Annotated in this window: 8 protein-coding genes; 2 read left to right on the top strand and 6 right to left on the bottom strand. The window is 65.5% G+C overall.

The annotated features are described in order from the left end of the window. Nucleotides 1-5 precede the first annotated feature (5 nt). Nucleotides 6-1,175, top strand: coding sequence for an HlyD family secretion protein (locus ACGFZ3_RS02430; protein ID WP_392915916.1), 1,170 nt, complete (start codon nucleotides 6-8; stop codon nucleotides 1,173-1,175). Nucleotides 1,176-1,353: 178 nt separating this feature from the next. On the opposite strand, the gene ACGFZ3_RS02425 is transcribed toward ACGFZ3_RS02430, so the two are convergent. The 4 genes from ACGFZ3_RS02425 to ACGFZ3_RS02410 form a co-directional block, all read right to left on the bottom strand. Then, nucleotides 1,354-1,839 (bottom strand): Fur family transcriptional regulator, encoded by a 486-nt coding sequence (locus tag ACGFZ3_RS02425; RefSeq protein WP_145478193.1) that lies wholly within the window; start codon nucleotides 1,837-1,839, stop codon nucleotides 1,354-1,356. A gap of 14 nt (nucleotides 1,840-1,853) precedes the next feature. Further along, nucleotides 1,854-3,257 carry a glutamate--tRNA ligase gene (gene gltX, locus ACGFZ3_RS02420; RefSeq protein WP_392915912.1) on the bottom strand — a complete coding sequence of 468 codons (1,404 nt, stop codon included), beginning with the start codon at nucleotides 3,255-3,257 and terminating at the stop codon, nucleotides 1,854-1,856. 96 nt (nucleotides 3,258-3,353) lie between these two features. Continuing rightward, complete coding sequence (locus tag ACGFZ3_RS02415) at nucleotides 3,354-10,532, bottom strand: RHS repeat-associated core domain-containing protein (protein ID WP_392915910.1); 7,179 nt, start codon at nucleotides 10,530-10,532, stop codon at nucleotides 3,354-3,356. A 114-nt stretch (nucleotides 10,533-10,646) separates the two neighbouring features. Then, nucleotides 10,647-10,961: a hypothetical protein gene (locus tag ACGFZ3_RS02410; protein WP_392915907.1), complete on the bottom strand. Its 315-nt coding sequence runs from the start codon at nucleotides 10,959-10,961 to the stop codon at nucleotides 10,647-10,649. A 95-nt stretch (nucleotides 10,962-11,056) separates the two neighbouring features. Between ACGFZ3_RS02410 and ACGFZ3_RS02405 the strand changes: the two genes are divergently transcribed. After that, entirely contained in the window at nucleotides 11,057-12,061 is a 1,005-nt protein-coding gene (locus ACGFZ3_RS02405) for a hypothetical protein (protein ID WP_392915904.1), read from the top strand. On the opposite strand, the gene ACGFZ3_RS02400 is transcribed toward ACGFZ3_RS02405, so the two are convergent. Then, nucleotides 12,058-17,472: a dermonecrotic toxin domain-containing protein gene (locus ACGFZ3_RS02400; RefSeq protein WP_392915901.1), complete on the bottom strand. Its 5,415-nt coding sequence runs from the start codon at nucleotides 17,470-17,472 to the stop codon at nucleotides 12,058-12,060. The two genes, ACGFZ3_RS02405 and ACGFZ3_RS02400, sit on opposite strands and share 4 nt — an antisense overlap. Nucleotides 17,473-17,735: 263 nt before the next feature. Then, complete coding sequence (locus tag ACGFZ3_RS02395; RefSeq protein WP_392915899.1) at nucleotides 17,736-22,496, bottom strand: dermonecrotic toxin domain-containing protein; 4,761 nt, start codon at nucleotides 22,494-22,496, stop codon at nucleotides 17,736-17,738. Nucleotides 22,497-23,218: the final 722 nt, after the last annotated feature.

Genomic DNA, 23,218 nt, shown 5'->3' with positions numbered 1-23,218 from the left:
ACGCCATGTCCACCCCCCCTCACGATGCGCCCCCTGACGACGTCAATCCCCCGGCCCCGACCGATGCCGCGCCGGTGACGGCACCCGCTGCCCCGGCCGCCGCTGCAACGCCGGGCGGCGCGCCCAAGTACCTCAAGCCCAGTCGGCGCAGCGTGGTCGTGATGATCGTGGTAGCGTTGATCGGCATCGCACTGATCCTGCGCGCGTGGTCGTTGTGGCCGTTCAACAGCAGCTGGGTCAGCACCGACAACGCCTATGTGCGTGGACAGATCACGGTGCTTGCGCCGCAGGTGAGCGGCTATGTCACCGATGTGCTGGTGAAGGATTTCCAGCACGTCAGACAGGGCGAACCGCTGCTGCGCATCGACGACCGCATCTACAGGGAAAAAGTAGCGCAGGCGCAGGCGAACCTGGACAGCGCGGTGGCCGCGCTGGCCAATTCCGATCAGGCGCAGGCGCAGAACCGGGCGCAGATCGGCGCTGCCAAAGCCGCGCTGTCGGCCGGCCAAGCGGAACTGGCGCGTTCACGCAACGAGCTCAAACGCTATGAGGAGCTGGCCGACCAGCAACTGGTGGCGCTGAACGACCGTGACAAGTTCCGCACCAGCGCGCAGGCCGCACAATCATCGGTGCAGCAGTCGCAGGCGCAGATCCGCATCGCAGAAGAGACCCTCACGTCCACCCAGGTGGCACGCAAGGGCCTGGAAGCCGGCGTGGAAACCGCCAAGGCGCAGCTGGAGCTGGCACGCATCGATCTGGCCAACACGGTCATCCATGCCCCGCGCGACGGACAGGTCAGCGAAGCATCGGTGCGGCTGGGGCAATACGTCACCGCCGGTTCGCAGCTGATGTTCCTGGTGCCTGACACGCTGTGGGTGGTAGCCAATTTCAAGGAAGGCCAGACCTGGCGCATGCGCATCGGCCAACCGGCCACGTTCTCGGTGGATGCCTTCGATGGCGAACGCTTGAACGGCCACATCGAACAGATCGCCCCGGCCACGGGCTCGGAGTTCAGCGTGCTGCGCCCGGACAACGCCAGCGGCAATTTCACCAAGGTGGTACAGCGGCTGCCGGTGCGGATCGCGATCGACCCGGATCAGCAGCTGGCGCCGCGGCTGCGCCCCGGCATGTCGGTCGTCGTACGGGTCGATACCGCAGCGGAGCCCAGAAGGTAGGGACGGTTCCCAAACGCCTGCCGGTGACAGTGCAACGTCCGGTAACGCATGACCTGAAACGAAGGCGCTTCTCCCGCAGAGGTCATGCGCCCCACTGCTGATAAGCGGCATCGGCAGTCATTTGGGAGCCGACCCTACCAGCCGCCATGGTCCAACGCCCCGTCGAAAGGCTGCGGCTTTACCCCGCGCAGCGGGCGCACAGACCGTGCACTTCCAGGGTCTGTGCCTGGGGCTGGAAGCCCAGTTCCTTGGCGCGCTTTTCCAGCTGGCTGACGATGTCGCGGTCTTCCAGCTCCACCGCGCTGTGGCAGCTGTTGCAGATCAGGAACGGCACCGAATGCTGCGCGCTGCTGGGGTGATGGCAGGCGACAAAGGCGTTGACCGACTCGAGCTTGTGCACGAAGCCGTTGGCCATCAGGAAATCCAGCGCACGGTACACGGTGGGCGGGGCGTCGGCGCCCACGCCCTTGCCGTTGCGCACCCATTCCAGCAACTCGTATGCCTTGACCGGCTTGCCGGCTTCGGCGATCAGGCGCAGCACGTTGGCGCGGATCGGCGTCAGCCGCAGTCCGCGCTCCGTGCACACGCGCTCCACCACCTTCACGAAGTCAGAGGCATCGTGAACATGATGGTGTGGGGCGGTACAAGCGGTCTTGGCGGACATGCGGTCTCCTGGGCTCAGGCCGTCGGTACTTTAGTGAGTGCGACGTCGATGCGTTTCAAGGCCTCTTCACGCCCGGCCAGGAACACGGTCTGCGAAATGTCCGGGCTCACCTGGGTGCCGGTGATGGCCACGCGCAGCGGCTGCGCCACCTTGCCCATGCCGATCTCCAGCACTGCAGAGACGTCGTGCAGGGCCGCCGCGACGCCGTCCAGCGTCCAGTCACCCAGTGCGGCCAGCAGCTCGCGGGTCTTGCCCAGCGCCAGTTCCGCGCCCGGCTTGAAGTGCTTGGCCACTGCTGCCTCGTCGTAGTCGAGCAGCGGCTGGTACCAGACCACGGCCTTTTCCGCCATTTCCTTCAGGGTCTGCACGCGGTCCCGCAGGGCCACCACCACGTCGGCCGGCGCCGGGCCGGCGTTCAGGTCCAGGCCCAGCTTGTTCAGCTGATAGACCAGGTGGGGGGCAATAACCGCCGGATCCCCGGTCTTGAGGAAGTGCTGGTTGACCCAGCCCAGCTTGGCCATGTCCAGCCGCGAGGCCTTGGAATTGCAGTGGGTCACGTCAAACAGCTCGATCAGCTCCTGGCGGCTGAACAGCTCCTGGTCGCCATGCGACCAGCCCAGCCGGGCCAGGTAGCTCAGCAGCGCGTCGGGCAGGTAGCCGGCGTCCTTGTACTGCATCACGTCGGCCGCACCGGTGCGCTTGGACAGCTTGGCGCCCTGCTCGTCCAGGATCATCGGCATGTGGCCAAACCTCGGCACCGGCGCGCCGATGCCTTCGTACAGGTTGATCTGCCGCGGGGTGTTGTTGATGTGGTCGTCGCCGCGGATCACTTCGGAAATGCGCATGTCCCAGTCATCCACCACCACCGCGAAGTTGTAGGTGGGGAAGCCGTCCGGGCGGAAGATCACCATGTCATCCAGTTCGCTGTTGGCGATCTCAATGCGGCCCTTGATCAGGTCGTCGAACACCACGGTGCCTTCCAGCGGGTTCTTGAAGCGGATCACCCGGTTGGGATCGTCGCGGTACGGCAGGTTCTGCTCGCGCGCGGCGCCGTTGTAGCGCGGCTTTTCCTGGCGCGCCATGGCGGCCTCGCGCATTGCGTCGAGTTCTTCGCGGGTTTCGTAGGCGTAGTAGGCCTTGCCGTCGGCGATCAGCTGCTCGGCCACTTCCTTGTAGCGGGCCACGCGCTGGGTCTGGTAGATCGGGCCTTCGTCATAGTTCAGGCCCAGCCACTCCATTGCCTCCAGGATCGCGTCGATCGCGCCCTGGGTGCTGCGTTCACGGTCGGTATCTTCGATGCGCAGCACGAACTCGCCGCCGCGGTGGCGCGCCTCCAGCCAGCAGTACAGCGCCGTGCGGGCACCGCCGATGTGCAGGTAGCCGGTGGGACTGGGGGCGAAGCGGGTGCGGCAGGTCATGGAAGGCTCGGGGAAACGGGAATCCCGGCAATTTTACCTGTACCGGGGAGCAAATGGGGCTGCCGCCCGCGCCCTGCCACACGGGCTTGCGGACATTCATGTCCACCATGCGTACCAAGCGTTGGGGGCCATATCCTCAAGCCCAAAGCGCAGTGCAATCTTGCGGAGGGGCTCGGATATGTTCGGTTTGATGGTGCCCCGACAGAAGTGTCCCGCAACGCTCCCGTAGTCGTACTTGTTCTGCGTCTGAAGCCAGTCGAAGACCATGCTCAGGGTGACATCATTGGTCACCTCCAGAATATCCACCCCTTTTGCAATGGCGAGATCCCGGTAGAAGGCCGGCATGTCTGCCAGGTTCGCCGCCGGCATGTTTGCTTTCTGCCAGAAATCGGCATCGAGATTGCTGAGATAATAGTCCGGCGAATCGACCTTACCGACCCGCGGCCTCATGGGTCCTGCATCGATCCGATGACCCAGATCATCCCACCATGACCTGATGTACGCTCCTTTCGGCGAATAGAACTCCATCGCTGTATTTTTTGGAAGAGGGAATCGAGTACCGGTTGGGAATCCATGCCCGTTGATGACCAGCCTTCGTGTATGCGCACCGCCGACGTAGAGGTTTCCAATATCACTTCCACTCCCGTGGGCAACGGGGACTATATCGCCCGGGATGCCGTTCGCCTGACGTACGCCCGCCACACGTGCCGCCCCTACTGCTGCACGTGCGCCTCTCAGACCTGCCGCCCCTGCCGCTATGCCGCGCCCAATTCCGCTGAGGTTGTGTGGCTTTATCGAACCAAAGGTGCCATCGAAGCCCACCGCAAACGAAAAGAGCCGTAGCGTAGTTGAAAGGTCTGGATTGCTCGACTCGGTCGCAAGCGCTGCGAACCCCAATCCCGCCGACGCCGATGCGGTTACTCCGCCAAAGAAGGCGCCAGTCAACCCCAGGCTGGCCCCGCCAGTGGCAATACCCAGGCCGATCCCGATCACTGCGAAAAAGATCTCGTTGCCCAGCGGATCGCTGAGGTAGCTGCCGGTGCGGACGGGATCCCGCCCGACCACCACGCGTCCGCTCGGATCCATGTTGTTGACCGGGTCCTGGTAGCAATAGGCATACGAGTTGGCCCCGCCCAGCCCGAACGGGCTTTCGCCATCGGGCGCATGGTAGCGCTGGAGGGTCGGGTCGTAGACGCGGTAGCCGTCACCGGGGTGGTAGATTCCCCCGAGATGTGAATCCAGATACAGCCCATTGAACCCCTTCCAGCTGGTATCGTCCGCATCCACCTTTCGATACCCGTACGGCGTGTACGCAAACGTCCTGACCGTCTTTTTCGCCAGATCGTAGCTCGCCACCAGGCTTCCATGCGCGTCCTTGATCTCAAGCGTATGGCGGGTGGTCTTCGATCCCTTGCCCGGCAGCGTGGTCACCCGCTGCACATGGCAGGCGGCACTTCCGTTCAGCAGCGCAATATGGCGGGACCCGAGATCCGCGTTGCTCCACTTGCGGACCAGTCCATAAGGTTCGCCTCCGCGATAAAGCAGGTCGTCGGTGAATTCCGTGCTGATGCATGACACCAGCTTCTCGTGATAATCGTACGCGTAACTCACCACCGGCTGCGTCGCGTCCTGCTCGACCGCGTGGAGCCTGCCCTTCTTGTTGTAGGACAACGACACGCGCTTGCCGCGGGTACTGACGCTGCCCATGGCAGACAGTCTGCCGTGGTCATCGTGCGTTATCCTCAAAACGCTGATTGCGCCGATCATGTCGTCAATCTCGCCCGTACTGATCTTTCCCGTCTGAGTAGCCGCCCTGAAGGTGTAATCGGTTGCGACAGAGGTATATGCATCTTTCCCATCTCGTACCTTGGTCAGGAACTTGTTCATACCTCCGGAATCATGCTGGAATGTCTGCTCCATCAGCTCATGACCGCCCGGAATCACCGGCCCCACCCCCTTGTTGCAGACGTACTTCTCCAGCCGCCCATGCGAGTCATAACTGAAGCGCTCATCGCGCACCAGGGTTTCGGCGTCCTTCGTCGTGATCGTATCGGCCCTGATCAGCCTCCCCGCGCCGTCCAGGGTTCGCCTCAGGATGAAATCATCGAATCCTGGCACGGCGATGCACCGCTCCGTCTCCCGCCCAAGCGCATCATGACGATAGGCAATCGTGGCGGTCACCGCGGAGAACTTGTCGTAGACAGTCTCCTCCCGCACGCGACCCTGGCCATCCAGCACCGTCGTGGCGTAGACCAGCGGATTGGTGGAACCGACGTAACGACCGAACCGGTCGTACCGGTAGTACGTTCTACCCGCGAATGGATCGGCTACCTCGACCGAACGACCCCGAAGCGAGTAGCGATAGGAACTCTCAACCAGAAGGCCGGCCTTGCCCTGGAACTTCTCGGAAAGATGGAACCGTTCCGCGTCGTAGGCCTGCTCGTGCTTTGCCGGGCGAAGCGGCTCCACCGATGAGGGGGTGCTCTCCACCCCTACATAGGATGTGCGCTGGCCTTCATCATTATACGTGTAGTTGATCGCCCGGCCATTTCGCTCAAACCGGGTCACGCGGGCGTGCTCATCCACCACCTGTGCCCCGACACTGTAATCGTAGCCGTCCCAGATCGTTGCCTTGGTAGCTATCGCCTTCTTGATGTGCGCCGGGTACTGGTTCTTTATGACAATTCCACCGACATCCTGCTTTACCCGGCGCCCATAGTGGTCATACTCATACGTACACGCCGGCAGGTGCTTGCCCTTTGCCTGGCTGAGCTCGTACTTTGCCGTGTAGGAATGCTCGACCTCGTCCAGCAACGTTCCCTTCGCATCCAGGAGGGACATCTTCAGCGGCGCACCGTTGCTGTGATACGTCGTCACTGACCTGGGGCCGGCCACGCCTTCCACCTCGGTCCACTCTGTGCGTGTCCGGGCGATCGGGTCATGCGAAACATGGGTCACCCATCCGCCGCCCTCGCCGCGCACGCTGCATAGCTGGCCCCAGTCGTCGTACGAGGAACGCTGGGCATCCCTGCTGAGCAATCGGCCATTCAGGTGATAATCGCACTCGACAGCGCGGGATATCCGCCCCAGTCCGTCGTATTCCGTGCTCGACAGCGTCCGCCAGCCCAGTGCCGGACTGATCCAGATCTGGGTTCTGGTCGGCCGCCCCAGCAGATCGTAATGAACACGCTGGGCGCCGCCGTTCGTTGCATGCGTTTCGATGCGGGTTCCACCGGGAAGGATTTCATAACGATTCTCAACCTCGCCCAACGCTGCGTTGGCTGCATCACGTTCAACCACCTTCTTCAGGCGTCCGTGCGCGTCGTGCTCGCGCTTGATCACATTCGAGAACCGATCCACCGCCTTGACGGTCTGGCCTGTCGACGTATCCACGGTGTTGGTGGTCGAACCGAGGCCCGAGTGGACGGTTGTCTCCAGCAGCCCGCCGTCCAGGATCTTGTAGGCGTAGCTTGTTTCGTCGCTGGAGTTGTCGACTTTGCTCCCTTTTTCATCCAGGAGCCACGACGTGCTCTTCTTGACCCGTCCGTGACTGGCTGGCACCGCCGGGTCGCCGTAATACTGCAGCTCCTCCACTTCCCCGGCCTTGTAGCTGTCCGCCTTCCTGCCGTCGGCAGACACCGGGTCGATCAGGGTCAGCTTCTTGGTCGGGAGGATCGCGGGGTGGTCTTTGTCGCCCGCTTTGACTGCGATGGTACCGTACCCGAAGAAGCTCCAATGCAGGTCCACCCGCTTGCCGTCTACCTGGGTGTATACCCGCTCGGAGGCGACAAGCCAGGTGAAGAAGTTGGGATCGCCCGGGCAGACCAGGTCCATGGGCAGGTTGTAGGTGGCCTTCGCAGTGGTGGTCCTGGAGGGCAACAGATGAATCTCGTACTCGTAGTCCGTTCCCCAGGTAAAACCGCGATTGGAGAATATGTTCATACCCCAGCCAATCGGGTTGGCGAAGTCAACCGCCCATCCAAAGATCAGCCCCATTACAGATGCCTGGGCATCCACTCGCTGTCTGCTGGATTCAATCCGCTTTTTGGTGGGCTCACCTGAGAAATAGGTCCACTCCTTGGTGATTCCGTTTTCTGTACGCTTGATGATATTCCCGAATGTGTCGAACGTCGATTGCGACGTTTCCGTGCGCGATCTCGATCCCTGCTTGAAGATCGTGTCCGTCTTTACAGTGGAAATCTCCGTCTTCGCATCGGTCTGGTGCGTCACCTTGGTGGTGATTGAACAATCGCCCTGCACCATCGTCCGCTGGACCAGCCTGCCCTGCTTGTCAAAGACGAAGGTATCGGTCGACCTGAATGCCCCCATCTGGCGCTCAATGGTGATCTTGGACCGGGTCTCTTTTGATTGCGGATCGGTTTCAACCGAATATCCGTAGGTGGAGGTTGTGCCTGGCAATTCGCCGGCGGCCCTTCCGTGCGTACGGACTCTTCCACTGCTGTCGTAGGTGAGCGTGTCCTGCGCTCCAGCTGTTGACTCCACTTTCGACAGCCGCTTGTCCTTGTACTCAAACTTCAGCGACGAGGGGCCCAACACATTGCCTCTTGACGCAATGGACTTGAGCCTGCTTGATTCGGCGCGAGTCACTGGCAAATAGAATGTTGACGCGTCGCGCTCTTCGAAATCAAAGTCATAGATAACGCGCCTGGAAAGATTCCCAGGATACAGCGTGATGGTGGCGCTATTGGACGTTAAGTCAGCCTCCAGCAGCGTCTCGTCGTCATCCTTAATGGAGCGAAGCAGCGTCATGATCGGATACATCCGGACAGAGCCTTCCGGGGTGTAGCGTGAAATTGCGTCCAACGCCTCATGCTTGATCCACGAAAGGTTCAGCCCATGCCCCGTCGGCGTCTTGATAGATGTCGGCAGGAACAGTCTTTCCGAACCCAGTTCCTCCGATACACTGCGAACGCCGAGCATCACCTCGACTGTCCCGTCCCTGTGGATGACTTTACAATTGTACTGATCCTGGAAAACGACCTTGAATGTTGAGAAAACTATCGTGTCGAAATGATGCTCCCACTCCCGATTGAAAGTGTGCATCTCCCCGGTAGAGAGAGATATGGTCAGCTCAGCCCCTCCCTTGTTATCGCCCCCCCACCTCATGGACAGGAAAGAAAATTGAAACTCCGCCCGCTGCTTTGATACGTTGAATACAAGATCCAGAGATGGCCCCTGGCCCTTGTTCCCGACCAACGTTCCCAGTTTCACGTTGGCCTGGTAGTTTCCCGTCAGCGGATCAACCTCCACCGCATAGGGAATCGGCTCAGGCGCTGTCGATTCCTTCAGCCAATCATCCAGTTCCACGCTCAGCCCCGAGCCCCTTGGCACCCAGATGATGTTCTTGCCGGTGGACGCATAGAACAGCTCGTGCCCCTGCCTGGCCAGCGTCTCCTTGCTCACCTCTTTGTCGGTATAGGGCCGCCCGGCTTTGAGGTAGACGCTCTTGTCATTGATGTGCCGCGCCAGGTCCTGACGCCACTCAATCGCCTTCAGGCGGTCCTTCCCTACCGTGAAGGAAAGCGTCTCCAGTATCCTCCCCGTCGGGCCACTCACCCGCACCGTCAACACATCGCCCTGCTTGAGATCCTTCGGCGCGGGAATACTTCCCGCTTCAACCCAGTTGTCCTGGTGCAGCCCGGTGGTAAACGCCCGCACGTCCGGATTGAGGGTGTAAATGCGATTGAGATAGCTGCTGGCTTCCAGCTTGAAGCTGCCGTCGGCCTTCAGCACCCCCGCCTTGATGAACTTTGATCTGGAATTGATGCTGGCGGCAAAATCCTTCGTCCACAGGCAATCGCTCTCGCGGCCCTTCGCTGGCGTAAAGGGCAGGCTCTCCAGCACCTCGTCGGTGGCGTCGTCCAGCACGAATGCGGTGATCTTCCTGCCCGGCGCAGCCCGGTCCGAGCGGATCTGGTTGAGGTCGATCCAGGCCACCACCTCGCAGGTCACCTTCAGGTACGAGCCGGCCGGTACCCAGAACCGGTTGGCCTCCGTCGCAGAGGGATAGACAAGCTCGGCCCCCGCCGTTTTCATCTTCTCCCTGTCAACTTCCTGGTCGGTATACAACCGTCCCGCCCTGGCGTACGCACTCCTGGCGTTGATGTGCCTGGCCAGATCCTGCCGCCATTCCGCCACTTTGGTGCGGTCCTTGGCAGCAGTGAACAACAGCGTCTCGTACACCTTGCCGGTGGCGTTGTTGCATACCCGCACGATCACCGCCTCATTGGCTGCCAGATCCTTGCGCGCCGGTATGCTTCCCGCATCGACCCAGTTTTCCTGGTGCAGGCTTGTGGTGAACACGCGGATATCGCTGCGAGCGGCATGCAGCCGATTGGTGTAGCTGCTGGCCTGCGTGTTGAATCCGGCCGTGCTGCTCAGTACCCCGGCCTTGATCAATGCGGACTTGGCGTTGATGACCGAAGCAAAGTCCTTGGTCCACACGCAGTAGCCGGCCCGCTTGCGGTCCGGGGTGAAGGTGATGCGCTCAAGCTCTTCATCGGTTGCTTCGTCAATCACGAAGGCCGTGATCTTCTGGCTGGGCAACGCGCCGCGGTCGGAGCGGATCTGTCCAATATTCCGCCACGACACAATCTCGCACGTCACCTTCAGCTCCGAGCCCTTCGGGATCCACAGCTTGTTGTCCTGCCGGGTGGGATAGAACAGCGCCTGGCCCGCTGTCTTCATCTTTTCCTTGTCGACTTCGCTGTCGGTATACAGGCGACCAGCCTGGATATAGAGGCTCTTGTCGTTGATATGCCTGGCCAGATCCTGACGCCATTCAATGGCCTTGGCGCGGTCCTTGCTGGCGGTGAAGGTCAGCGTTTCATAGACCTTTCCGGTGGCTTCATTGCGCACCTGCACCACCACCGCTTCGCCCTGGCTCAGCTCCCTGGCCAAGGAAATGCTGCCTGCCGCCACCCAGTTGTCCTGGTGCAAGGCCGTGGTGAACACCCGAAGCCCGCCGATGGCAGCATGAATCCTGTTGAGGTAGCTACTGGCTTCTGTCCTGAAGGTGCCGTCATCTGCCAGCACCCCGGCCCGGACCAGCGAAGAACGCGCATTGATGGAGGTGGCGCAGTCCTTCGTCCACAGGCAGTAACCGCACCGCGTTTTCGCCGGCAGGAACGTGATGCGCTCGAGCTCCTCACCAGAGAGCTCATCAACAACGAAGATCCGAATGCGTTGACCGGCCAGTGCCGCGCGGTCCGAGGGGATGCCCGCAACTTCCTTCCATTTGAGGACGCTTGACATAGATTTCTCCACATCCAAAGACGCACGTTCCGCACAGGTTTCGCCTGCGCGTGGCAGTCGGAACCCTGCTGTCCGTATGGCCTTTTTCTGGTTTCCCCGTAATGGGATCAGACCTCACACGGTATAAATTGGACGTGAAGAATGATCCTTGTCCGCCAGCTTTGGAGTGCGCCCAGTGGCGTGGACGGTTCGCGCCGGGCAGACGACCTGCCGCCGCCATTGCTGTCGCAAACGGCACAACATTGCCGCATCCATCGCCGGGCAGAATGGCTCTGCGTCGCATATCTGGATCACATCCAGTGATTGTATGAATCGAAAAACTGCTTGGAACATCACCCCATCAATCAAGGCAGGCATGTGCGTCACGCTTTCCCGGCTTGCCATGCGCCGCAGGCACGGGGAGATGCTTGGCAGGAAAGGCGTGCGCATGCCCGGCCAGCGCCCTGCCGACATGGCAGCTGCACACGTTGCACAGGCGCGGCGGCTTCGGTAGCAATGGCGGTTCACCCCTGCCGGAGTCACCGATGGATGCCCCGCTGCCCCCCATCACCCGCAACTCGCCGACCGGGCGCACCCCATCGGCGGCGCCGGGCACGGAACGGCCGGTAGCGGCCAACACACCCGCCATCCCCGGCCCGGGCGCTGGCGCATGCGCGACCGGCCTGCTGAGCGTGGCCAACCGCCCCTCGCCGTTACCGGTGCCGAACAAGATTCACATGTACTGGCAGGGATCGGCCAGCGCGTTCGCCCGGCATCTGCAGACCGTCACCGCCATTGCAGAATCCAATCCGGCCTGGCAATCGCGGTTGCACATGATGGCCGACACGCCGGCGGATGCCGCAGGCATCCATGCGCTGCTGCGCAACTCCGGCGTGAAAGTGAAAGCGCTGACCGCCGAGGGCTGGTTCCAGGCGTTCCAGCAGACGCCGCGCTACCGGCAGTTCCAGGCCGCATGCACGGGCAGCCGCGCGCATGCAGCCGCCGCTGCGGACGTGATCAAGACCGAACTGCTGGCACGCAAGGGTGGGGTGTGGTCCGACGTGGACAACCTGCCGCTGCTGCCAATGCCCGCCACGCTGGAGGTCGCGCCCGGCGGCGTGTTGACCGCAGGCCCTGCCCGTTTCACCCGCTGGGGCGGGCAGCGCGGGGTGCACTGCTCCACGCTGGCAACGCACGCGCAGAATGCCACCCTGGATGCGATCAACACCGCCAGCTTCGACAAGTTCCGCAAGCTCGAGGGCGTGCTTTTTGCGTCCAACGCCGTCACTGACGACCCGGACCGCCATTTTCAGTTGATCTCCGAAACGGGCGGGTCGGTCCACCTCTCCCAGGAACTCATGCAGCGCGACGCCGGATTCCGCGACGAAGTCGAGCGCCTGCATGCCGACGGCGCGCGCGTGGGCGAACGCCATGCCATTTTCGATGCCTGCTTCAAGCCCCAGGCCACCACTGGCTGCGGTACATTGGATGAAGCCCAGATACTGACCCTGCTCGAACGCCTGAGCCCGCCCGGCCATGTCGTCATCTAGCCATCGCCGCCCGCGGCCGGCAGCGGCTCGAGCAGCCGCTGCCAGCCGCGGGCCTGGGCCTGCGCCTGCAGCCGCGGGGCGTTGACCTGCCGCAGGTGGAACTGGAACCCGGTGCTGCCTGGCGTGGAAAACGCCCCATACAGTTCAGCCAACGTCTGCGGCAACGCCCCGTCGTCGGCCCCAAGCACATGGGCAAATACCCGCGAACTGAAATGCGCGTTCACCAACCGGGCAAAGCAGTCTTCGCTTGCGCAGACTTTCAAGCCGCTGTTGGGGTCAAAGATCATCAACAGCCGTTGGCCGTTTGCGGATGTTCGTGCGGCGCACACCATGCTGTGTTGGCTGCCACTGAGAATGAACTCGGCGTTGTCGGCCACGCCCATCAGAAACCGCGGCAACTGCGAGGTGGCGATCAGCGAGGTCGAGGACATGGTGCCGCGTTCCAGGGCGGCCCCCTGCGCATCGCGCACGGCAGCGAAGATGGCCGCTGACCGGGCGTCCAGCGGTGCAGCGATGGCATGGCGGAGATTGTCGAGTACCACGGCCTCCTCACCACGTGCCAGGGCCACGGCCATGATCCGCGACAAGCCCGTGCACATCCCCGCCGCCGAGCCGCTGGCTTCGCCCAGCAGGCCCTGCGAGGCCGGATAGAATCGTCCTCCGGCCGCGCTGACCTCGCGGGCCACCAGGACTTCCATCATGGCGTACTGCTCGGCGCGCAAGGTGCTTTCCAGCCGTTCGATGATGGCCGACAGGGCGCCCAGCTGGACCGGATCGAGAACGCCCGAAACGAACAGCTCCTTCATCCGCGCCACGCTGCTTCCGTCGTGGATCGACGAAGGCGCCACGACCCGCTGCCAGTGCTCGCGCCCCCATTCAAAGTCCGCTGCGGCGGCATCCCGGGAGGGCGACCGCAGCCGCTCCAGATGCAGGTTCAGGGCGTTGCGGTAGGCCAGGTTCAGCGAGGACCTGCGCACGGGCACCTGGCCCACAACCGCCTCGGGTGCGCCCCCACGCAGCCCCAACGGCGCGTGTGGTTCCCACAGGCCGTCGGCGTTCAACCGCACCGGCAGATGCGCGGCGCTGTCAGGCCGGGGGTCGCGCAGCCGCCAGGTACGCTGCGCGCGATCCACGCTGACCTCGTAGGTGTGCCCTCCCTGCTCGATGTAGTCGCGGCCCGCGTTGTGGACCACTCCATTATCGGCCGCACGGATTCCGCTCAGGCTCACCGGCTGCGAGTAGCGTTCGGCCAGCTGCCGCAGCGGATCGGGGCCCTGCGGCAACACCGGGACCTGCAGTGCCGGGACCAGGCGGGCGCCTTCATGGTCCGCAAGCGCGGCCATCCGCGCAGTGCCCAGCGGCGCGGACAGCGCCAGGCCCAGCACCCCGACGGCCGCTGTGCGGGCGCCCGCCTCACGTGCCTCCTGCGTCTGGCCCGTGACTGCCTCGTGCACGCCCACACCGAGCTGGACGAGCCCGCCGACCGCCACCACGGGCAGCAGCGCCGGAATGAACACGCTGGCCAGGCCCACCGCGTCTTCGAACTGCTCCAGGCGCGGCATCCAGCGTTGCCGGAATGCTTCCCATGGCGAGGTCATCAGCGTCTGCGCGTCGCGCCGCGAACGCTCGCGGAATCGGCGCACCAGCGCGACCGACGCCTCACCCTCGATGGGGCTGGTCAGGCGTCCATCATGGAACATGGCGCGTGCGCCACCGCCCAGCGCCGAATGCACACCATTGGAGACCCAACCGTCCTGGAGATCGGCCAGATCGAATGCCGATTCCAGCCACGCCTGCCCCGTGTTGCTGGCGGCCAGCCGTTGCACCCATCCCATCAGATCCGCATCACTTGAGAATTCATGGAACCGGCCGCCCCGGTGCGGCACGAACAGCAGCACTTCGGGCCCCTGCGCGTCACTGATGTGCAACAGGGTCGAGGCCGTGCCGTGGATGTTCAACCACCCCGCCTGCGTACCATTGCGGGGCGTCGGGGTGTAGGCCGGATCCTGCGACTGCCGGGCATCCATGTCGCCGAACAGGCCCAGTGCCAGCTGCGTGCCGCGCAGCGACAACGAGCCCGCCGCATACAGTTGCCAGCACGAATGCAGGTAGTTCCCGCGCAGGATCGTCCGTACCCGGTCTTCATGCCGCCCCCAGAACGCCTCGAGTCTTGCCAGGTAGGCACTCTGTACATCCAGCCCGCGCACGACCGCCAGCAGCTGCGCCGGCAGCAGGTCGGCCACTTCGTTGCCTTCATCGAAGAAGTCTGCGTTGTCGCTGCGATACAGCCCCAGCCGTTCCATCGGGACATCGTCCAGGCCCTGCCCGCGGGACATGGCACATTCGGCAAATGTGATGGCGGACTGGCGCTGGGCGTGCGTATGGCGCCAGCCGCTGGCCGTCTGGTTGCTGGCGGTGCCCGCGCTGAAGAGCACGACGTAGGCCCCTTCGCTGTCAACGGCGGTGCCGTAGCGCTGCAGGATTTCACCCTCCAGGCACTGCCGCACGAAATGGCCCAGGCTCGGGAAGCTGCCTGCAAGCAGACTGCGCCCGGCAGTAAGCGCATGCAACCAACGCGCACCGTCCATGCCCAGGTTACGCAGCGCTCCCGGGGTGTCGGCCGGAAACCGGGCCAGCCAGTGCGCAGCGCCCCGAGCTGCGATATCTGCCGGCGTCAGGGTAGCCAGCTCTGCCGCAGCGGCCAGTAGCGGGAGCGGCACCGGTGTCCGGGCCGACGTCAGCAGCCGCTCCAGCCCGTTGAAGTGGCGACGCACACGGTCCGGGCTGCGTGGTGCGGGCGGGCGCAGCTGCGCATGGCGCAGATCGAGAGAATGCCTGAACAACGTCCAGCGAAAATCGCCGTCGAGCATGTGCGCGGGCACCACCGGCAGGTGCCCGCGCTGCCATAGCGCATGCTCGTTGACTGCCACCCGCAGCGGGAGTTGCTGGCGCACTTCCGTGGCCAGCCGCTGCAGTGCGACGCGGCGGGACGCGAATGCCTCCACTGCGGGAAAGCGGTTGTCGCTGATGAGCAGCACCTGCGACGTCACCGGCGCCGCCACGTCCGCCGCTGAAACCAGCAGTATCCCGTGCAGCGGCACCATGCGGCCGCTGGCATTGGCCGCCAATGCGTGCACGTCGATCTGCCGCCCCGGCATCGCCAGCGCACGGCCATTGGCGGGCTCGACCATGTCAAACCGCGCCGGGAAATCGACCAGGACCTGTACCAGCGCAAGGGCGTCATCGCTCAGCCGGCCGGCGGCATTCAACAGCGTTGCGGCACCGGAAAGGCGGCGACTCACCGCAGCCAGATAGTGCTGCGAGGCTGTACTGGGTTGACCGTGCCAAGCCGCTTCCACCACGGCGTCGAACCGGCGACGGAACCCGGCCATGTAGTCCCGTCCCGCGACGGTATCGGTGAACTGCGCCAAGGTCAGTTCCCGGCACTCCTGGGCCGGAAAATAGGTATCCGGCGTGCCCCGGTAATACAGCCCCGCGAACTCCGGATCGGGCGGGACGCTCGACAACGCGGCGCTTGCCAGCGTGCGCGAGCTGAGCAGGCCGCTGCGGACACGCTGGCGCAGCGCCTCCTGGCCCACACGGGGATACAGCACGGTGCGGGGAGGCCGCAGCTGGCGCGCTTCCCACGCTTTCCAGGTTTCGCTGACCTGGAAGGTATTCAGCCGGATCTTAGACGGATCGATGGAGTGCCCGGTAACCGACTGCAGATCGGTGGCGACCTGTTCGGCCAGGTAGGCATCGAGATGCGGTAGCGCAGCCCACGCCTGCATCAGGTGCCGCTCGGAGACGGCAATATCCCGCGTAGCCGCACGCAGGCGCGCATGTTGCGCGCTGGCGTTGTCACCCATCGCCTGGACCCAGGTCAGCAGTCGCGAGCGCAGCAGGCCACCCTCCGCGTTTCCGCCACCCGAGAACGGCAGCGCGGCGGGCTCCGGGGCGCGGAGCGCGGCCTCGATCAACACTGCACTGGCATGCTGCAGCTGTTCGTGCCGCCGCTGCCCTGCATGGTCGGCCGGCGGCACCAGCATGGTCTCCGCAGCGCGGCGCATCCGGGGTGGGGCTGGGGTTTCGTCGCTGCCAGCACCCACACCGAGCGTTGCCACCACCGCACCGCCGATCTGGTTCGCCTGAAGCTGGTCGCCGATGGCAGACACCAGCGCCTCCGGGCGCTCCCGTCGTGGACCCTGCACACACTGCCAGATCGCATGCCACAGGGACTCCCCGCCGTCGCGTGCGATGACCCTGTCGAGCAGCCGGGTTGCGTCCTGCACTTCCAGAGGCAGCGGATCGCGGGGGAGCTGGCCCGCCGCCCAGCGCCAGCCCAGGGCCACCAGGCCTGCGCCACCGCCTACCAACCCCGCCGCCAGCGCCAGCAGGCCACGACCGCCGTGCGACGCTGCGCCCGATGTCGCGGCCGCGGTGGCGCCGGGTGGCCGCAGCAGCGGCACCGCGGCGGCGCCGCAAGGGCCGGGAGCGGCCACGCCACGCGCCGCCCGCGGCCCGGTGCCCAGCGTCCGCAGGCCGGGTATCACAGACAATGCGTACAGGAGCGCTTCACCCAGCGCCTGGGCACACCCCGGCAGTCGACCGGGACCAGGTGCGGCACGGTGGGCAACCGCCAACAGCCGTTGAGCCAAGGCATCACCGGGGCCGCCAGAGGTCGCCAACAGCGGTGCGGCCGAAGCGCCTGCCAGCGTCTCCAGTGACGACAGCACCGCCGCCCGCCCGGCGTCCGATATCACTGCGCGGTGTTCGGCATCCACGGCATCGAAGAGCGCGGGCAAGGCCATGCGCGGATCAATGCACGCCGCGTCCCGATCGGCCACGGCGGCCATTTCTGAAACAGCACGCTCCAGCCGATCGACCGCGAGGCCGGGGACCCAGCACGCCACCTGCTCCCGGGCCATCGCGCATCGCGCCGCACCCGACTCGACCTGCAGGCTCCGCGCCACCTCGCGGCAATCGTGCACGCCGCGGCTGCGCTGCTCGTCCAACAGTGCATTCCACTCGCTGACGGACAGGTCATGCGGTCGATACAGTGCATCGCGCATCGCGCGCAACAAGGTATTGGTCATCGCAGCGGCATGGGTCAGGTGTGCGCGCATCGGCATGCAGGCAACTTCCCAGGCCGCGCGCGGCAGAACCAGCAGTCCAGCCAGGCATTGGCGCCACGCAGCGACCTGCGCACGTGGCAAGCCTCGTGGCAACAGGCGCGCCAGGGCATCGTCCACCAGCGGCTGTGCCATGGGCCCGGCCAACGCCGTGCGGTGGAAGGTTGGCGCAAGCGACAGGAAAAAATGCGCATCCAGCGGCCCGCGCCGCAATGCGGCCGCCAGTGCATCCAGTTCCCGCTGCGGCACATCCGACAGCCACAGAGCACATTCCTGCACCGCCGGACACCTGTTCTGGATCCGCTGCAGCGATGGCGCCGCTGCGCTGCGCAGATCGGCGCCGGGTATCGATTGTCGAGGCGCGCGCACGACCGGGTCGGAGGCAGGAAGAATCGGGTTCACCGTGGTCCTGTGGGCAGACGACAGGCGGTACCCTAGACTGATCGCACGTCAATGCAACCCCGCCCCCGTGGTGACTGGCGGACAGGACAGTGCGCGATGCCGATTGCGACCGTGCGGCAATCGTAGGGTGGCGCGCAACCTCACGGAACATGCTCGAAAAGGGATGTCCAGCCTCGGATTGCGGCCTGTGCGTGGAGGCGTCCTGTGTTCACTTGACGGAGGTGGAACTTGACCGTTTCATCAGTGCCCTCGAAACCACCATACAGTTCCGCCAGTGTCTCCTGGACGCGCTGCGTCGCCACCGGGCTGTCGAGCCTGCTGAGATGGCGCGATGTGAGCAGGTGGGTGAGCGTCTGGTCGAAGCGCACTGCGTTGGAATGTGAAAAGAACCCCTTGTTCGGGTCGAAGAAAAAAAGCAGCCGTTCCCCGTTGTCGGCAACACGCACGGCGCAGGCCATGCTGTGGCGTGAACCACTGAGGATGAACTCGGCGCTCCCGGAGGTGGTGGCCAGCAGCCTGGCCAACTCTGTAATGCCGATCAGCGACGGGGCCGACAGCGAGCCGGGCAGCAGGCCCGCCCCCTGTGCATCGCGCAGTACCTCACGCACATTTGCTGCCAACGCACTTGCGGGACGGTGGATGGCACGGCGCAGCTGGTCCAGCAGCTGCGTCTCCTCCCCCTGGGCCAGCGCCACCGCCATGATGCGCGACAGCGCCGTGCACATGCCTGCGCCGCCGTCGGCGAGCAGTACCTGGGAAGCCGGAACGAAGTGGCCGCCGGCCTCCTCGATCGTCTTCTGCAGCGCGGCAGCGGAGCGTATGTGGCGCTCCGAGCGCAGCAGGTTGTCCAGCCTCGCGATCACCACCGACAACGCCCCCTGCTGTACCGGGTCCAGGTCGCCGGACACGAACAGCGCCTTCATCCGCTCCACCGACGCCGCATCGCCCACCGTCTCGGGCAGCACCACCCGCTGCCAGTGGTCCTTTCCCCATTTGAAGTCCAATGCGCCACTGCTCAGCGGGGCTCCCCGCAGCTGGTCTTCGCGGGCGGCCAGGGCGCCCCGGTAGCGTCCTTCGGCCGACCCCGCAGGCCCGGCCCGGTTCGGCGCACCACCGCGCAGCCCGACGTCGCTGTGCGGCTCCCACCATCCCGCTGCGTTCAACCGCACCGGCTGATGATGGAAGCCGCCCGCCGGGTGCCGCAGCCGCCAGGTGCCGCGGGGATGATCGAAGAACACCTCGTAGGTTCTGCCGGCCTGTTCGATGTACTGCTTGCCCAGGTGATGGTGCACGCCGTTATCGGCCGCGCGTGGGCCGGCCACTTCCACCGGCTGTGCAAAACGTTCTGCAACGTGCTCCAGCGGGTCGCTCGCACCATCCAGCAGCGGCGCCTGCACTGCGGGCTGCAGGCGCGCCCCGTCGCTTGCGGCAAGCGAGGCGACGCGTGCGGTACCCAACGGCGCGGAGAGGACCACCCCGAGCAGGCCGCTGGCCGCTGCCACGGCACCCGCCCGCCGCGCCTGCTCGGTGTGCGCGTCGAGCGCCTCATCCAGGCCCAGCGCGAATTCCGCCGCCGAGCCCATGAACACCACGGGCAGCAGTGTCGGCATGACCAGACTGGCGATCCCCGCAGCCTCGTTGAAGCGCGCCAGGCGTTCAATCCAGCGGTGCCGGAACGACTCCCAGGGCGAGGTCAACAGAGTGATTGCATCGCGGCGCGACCGGTCACGCAGCCTGTGGACCAATGCCAGCGACGGATCCCCGGTGATCGGCGAACTCAGTGGCCCACTGCCGAACATGGCCACGGCACCGCCGCCGAGCGAACGGTGCACGCCGTCCGAGAACCAGCCCTGCTGGAGGTCGGCAAGGTCGAAGGCCGCTTCGATCCCCGCGCGGCCGTCCTCCTGTGCCGCGGTCTGCTCGAGCCAGCGCATCATCGCAGCGTCATGGGCAAATTCGTGGAAGCGGTGCGCATCACTGGCCCAGTAAAGGACCACCTCCGGCCCCCGGGCATCGGACAGATGCAGCACCGTGGAACTCACGCCATGAATCTGCAGCCAGCCTGCGCGTGCGGCGCCGACGGGCTGCAATGCATGCGCAGAATCCTGCGCCCTGGCGGCGTCGAGTTGACCGAAGCCTGCCAACGCCAGCTGCAGGCCCCGGCTCGACAGGGAACCTTCTGCATACTGCTGCCAACAGGAGAACAGGTACGAGCCGCGGACCACCGACAGCAGTTCGCTCTGCTGGGTCGTCCAGAACGCGTCCAGCGCCTGCAGATACTCGCCCTGAAGATCCAGCTCCCGGACAATCGCCAGCAGCTGGCTCGCCTCCAGGTCGGCCACCTCGTTGTTCTCATCGAACACCACGCTTTCGGGCGTGGTGTAAAGGCCCATGAAGGTGGCATTGCGGTCGATGAAAGCATCGCCGCGCGTCATCGCAAGGTAAGCGAAGCTCGCCGAACGCACCCGTTGCAGCGTACTGTGCACCCACCCGCTCCGGGTCTGAGGGCTGGGCACACCGCCATTGAATTCGACGATGTAGCAGCTCCGGCTGCTCAGCACCACCTGGTGTCGGCGCAGGATTTCCTGGTCAAGGCGCTGCTCGATGAACGCTGCCAGGCGGGGATAGCGTGCGTCCAGGAGCCCGCGCCCGGCCGCGAGGGCATGCAGCCAGCGTGCATCGTCGTCCCCGGCATTGCGCAGGGTTCCTGGTCCGCCGGGCGGCAACCGCGCTGACCAGTGCACCCGATCACTGCCGGCCAGCTCTACGGGATCGCGTGCCGCCAACTCGGCGGCAGCGGCCATCACCGGCATCGACACCGGCAGGTGCAGCTGCGCCAGCTCGCGCTCCAGCGCGTTGAAGGCGTGTCGCCGGGCCGGCGCCGGACGGTCCCTGCGCTCATCCAGCTGGGCCAGACGCAGCTGCAACGCCTGCCGGAACAGCACGGCGCGGAAATCGCCCTCGATGACGTCCCCCTGTTTGATCGGCACCGCGCCCTGTCGCCACTGCGCGTGCTCTCCAGCCGGTACCCATTCGGACAGGCGCCGCGCCACCTCCGTGGTCAGCTGGCACAACGCGGCCTCCGCCGAAACGAACGGTTGCAGCGCAGGTGTCCGCGATGGGCTCAATACCAGCACCGGCGACCGGCCATCGTCAGGAGATCGCGCGGCATGGACCAGCAGGACGCCGTGGAGTGTCACCGGAACACCCCCATCGACCGTGCCCGTCAGCAGCCGTACGTGGACGCGCCCGCGGGACGCCCCTGCAGGGCGGCCTGGATCCGTTCCAGCCTGCTGCCCGGGCCCTTGCATCAGCAGGTCCGCCACGAGGGCGCCTTCCTGGACGCCCAGCTGGCCGACGGCCTCGAGCAGCACCGCCGTCGCCGACAGCCGACGCGCGATCGCGTCGATGTACCGGTTGCGCACGGCCGTGGCCTGCCCGGCTGCGTCCCCGGCGGCGAAAGCACGATAGTGCGCTGCGAAAGCCGTCAGGTAATCGCGCCCGGCCACCGCCTGGTTGAACTGGGGCAACGTGAGCGTCGCGCATTCCTGCTCCGGAAAATAGATCTCCTGCGCCGCGTTGTAGTACAGCCCGGAACGCTCGACCTCGGCCTCCTGCGGCAACAGTGCGGCGCCAACCAGCGTATGCGCGCTCACCAGTTCGCTTCGCACGCGCATGTCAGGCGACACACGATGCCCCGGGCGACGGAACGCCGCGCCTGGCGCGCGGAATTGCCTGGCCTCCCACGTTGCACGCGTTTCGCTCTGCGCGAAGGTGTTGAGATAGATCTGGCCTGGATCCAACCATTGTCCAGTGACGTTGCGGATGTCCGACGCCACGGACCGGGCCAGATGGCGGTCGAGCTGGGGCAACTCATCGCGTACCTGTTGCAGCGCCTGGTCGGAAAGCACCAGGTCGCGCCAGGCCGCCCGCAGTGCTGCATGCTGGACGGTAGCGTTCTCCCCGCTGGACCGCAGCCAGGCGAGCATCCGGGTCCGGACCGCCGCCAGCAGTGCGGGGTCGCCCTGGCCGAGCACTATTGCATCGAACGCGGCGGCAGGCGGCGGCGCCTGCCGTGCAGCCCTTGCCAACCGCAGGCTCGCCGCATGCAGGTCGAGGACCTCATGTGGTTGCAGCGTCGGCGGCACGGCCACCGCACGGCGCTGCCGTGTCGCGAAGGACGACGTATTTGATGGCCCCGCCCCGCTATGCGGATCGAACAGCAGGGCCACCTCGCGGGCGACGTCGTTGGCAAGCAATGTGGCGCTGACCGCTGCTGCCAGGGTTTCTGGATCGTCGCCTGGCGCTGCCTGGACCTGCTCCCACATCGAACGCCACACGGTGGCCGTGCCGTCGACCGTCACCAGCGTGTCGAGCAGCGCGATGGCTGCCCGGGTGCAGTCGCCCGGCGTTGCGGTGCCGGTGTCGGCTGGCGCGGATATCCAATGCCAGCCGGAGGCGGCCAGCGCCAGACCGCTCCCCACCAATCCACCCGCCAACGCCAGCAGGCCGCGCCCGCCGCGCGGCGGCGCAGCCGAGGCGACCGAAGGCAACATTCCCCCGCTGCCGGATCGCACGGCTGGGCCGACCACGGCGGGAACATGTCCGGGTGTGATCGGACTCCACACACTACCCTGCGCAGCGCACGCGACTGACACTCCCCGGGCGCAAAGCGCCTGCATGCCAGTGCTCACCGATGCCGCGAACAGCAATGCCTCGGCCACGACCTGGCGCAGGCCCGGTGCTGATGGATCCCAGCGACCGGCGCGGTCTGCCACCGACAACAACCACCGCCCCAGATCGTCGCCGTCCCCGCCGCCGGTGCGCAGCAACGGTTCGAGAGCGCCGCCAGCGAGCCCTTCCAGGTGGCCGAGAATTTCGGCCCGCTGGGCGTCGGACACCCGCGCGCAGCGGTCTTCATCCAGCGCGTTGAACAGTGCCGGCAGTGCTGTACGTACATCAATGGCGGTGCCATCGCGGGCTGCCAGTGCCGCCGCACGTGCCAACGCGCTTTCGACTTCAGCCTGCGGCAGCCCCGGCAGCCAACCTCGCAGCTGCTGCAGCGCGCGCGCACGCTGTGTTGCCGTCGGGGTGCGCTGCAGCGCGCAGGCTACCGTCCGACAGTCCATGCTCGCGGTCGGCCGCGCCGCCAGCGCGGCGTCCCAAGCGCGGCGCGGCATGTCCACGGGCCGATACAGGGCCTCGCGCACCGCCCCGAGCAGCGCATTGCGCCGGGCCACCGCGGCCGACAACTGCCCACGCAGACCGACGCACTCGACCTCCCAGGCGACCCGCGGCAGGGTCAGCAGCCCGGTCAGGCAAGTGCGCCACGCGGCGCGTTGTGCCCGCGTCAGTCCTGCTGGAAGCAGATGTCCCAAGGCGTCATCCACCAATGGCTGCGCCATGTGGGAGGCCAAGACGGTACGGTGGAAACCGGGCTCCAGGGTCAGAAAGAAGTGCGCATCCAACGGCCCCTTCCGCAATGCCGCCGACAGCGCGTCCAGTTCCTGCTGCGGCACGCCTGACAGCCACTGGGTGCGGGCGGGAGCAACCCGCGCGCCGTTGTCTACCGACACCGGCGCCGGGGTGGCCACCCTCCATGGACCCTGCCGGTCCGGCAGGC

It is taken from the genome of Stenotrophomonas sp. NPDC047960 (assembly GCF_043204395.1).
Lineage (GTDB): Bacteria > Pseudomonadota > Gammaproteobacteria > Xanthomonadales > Xanthomonadaceae > Stenotrophomonas.
Note: the sequence above shows the minus strand (reverse complement) of the source record. Positions and strands in the feature narration are given on the sequence as shown.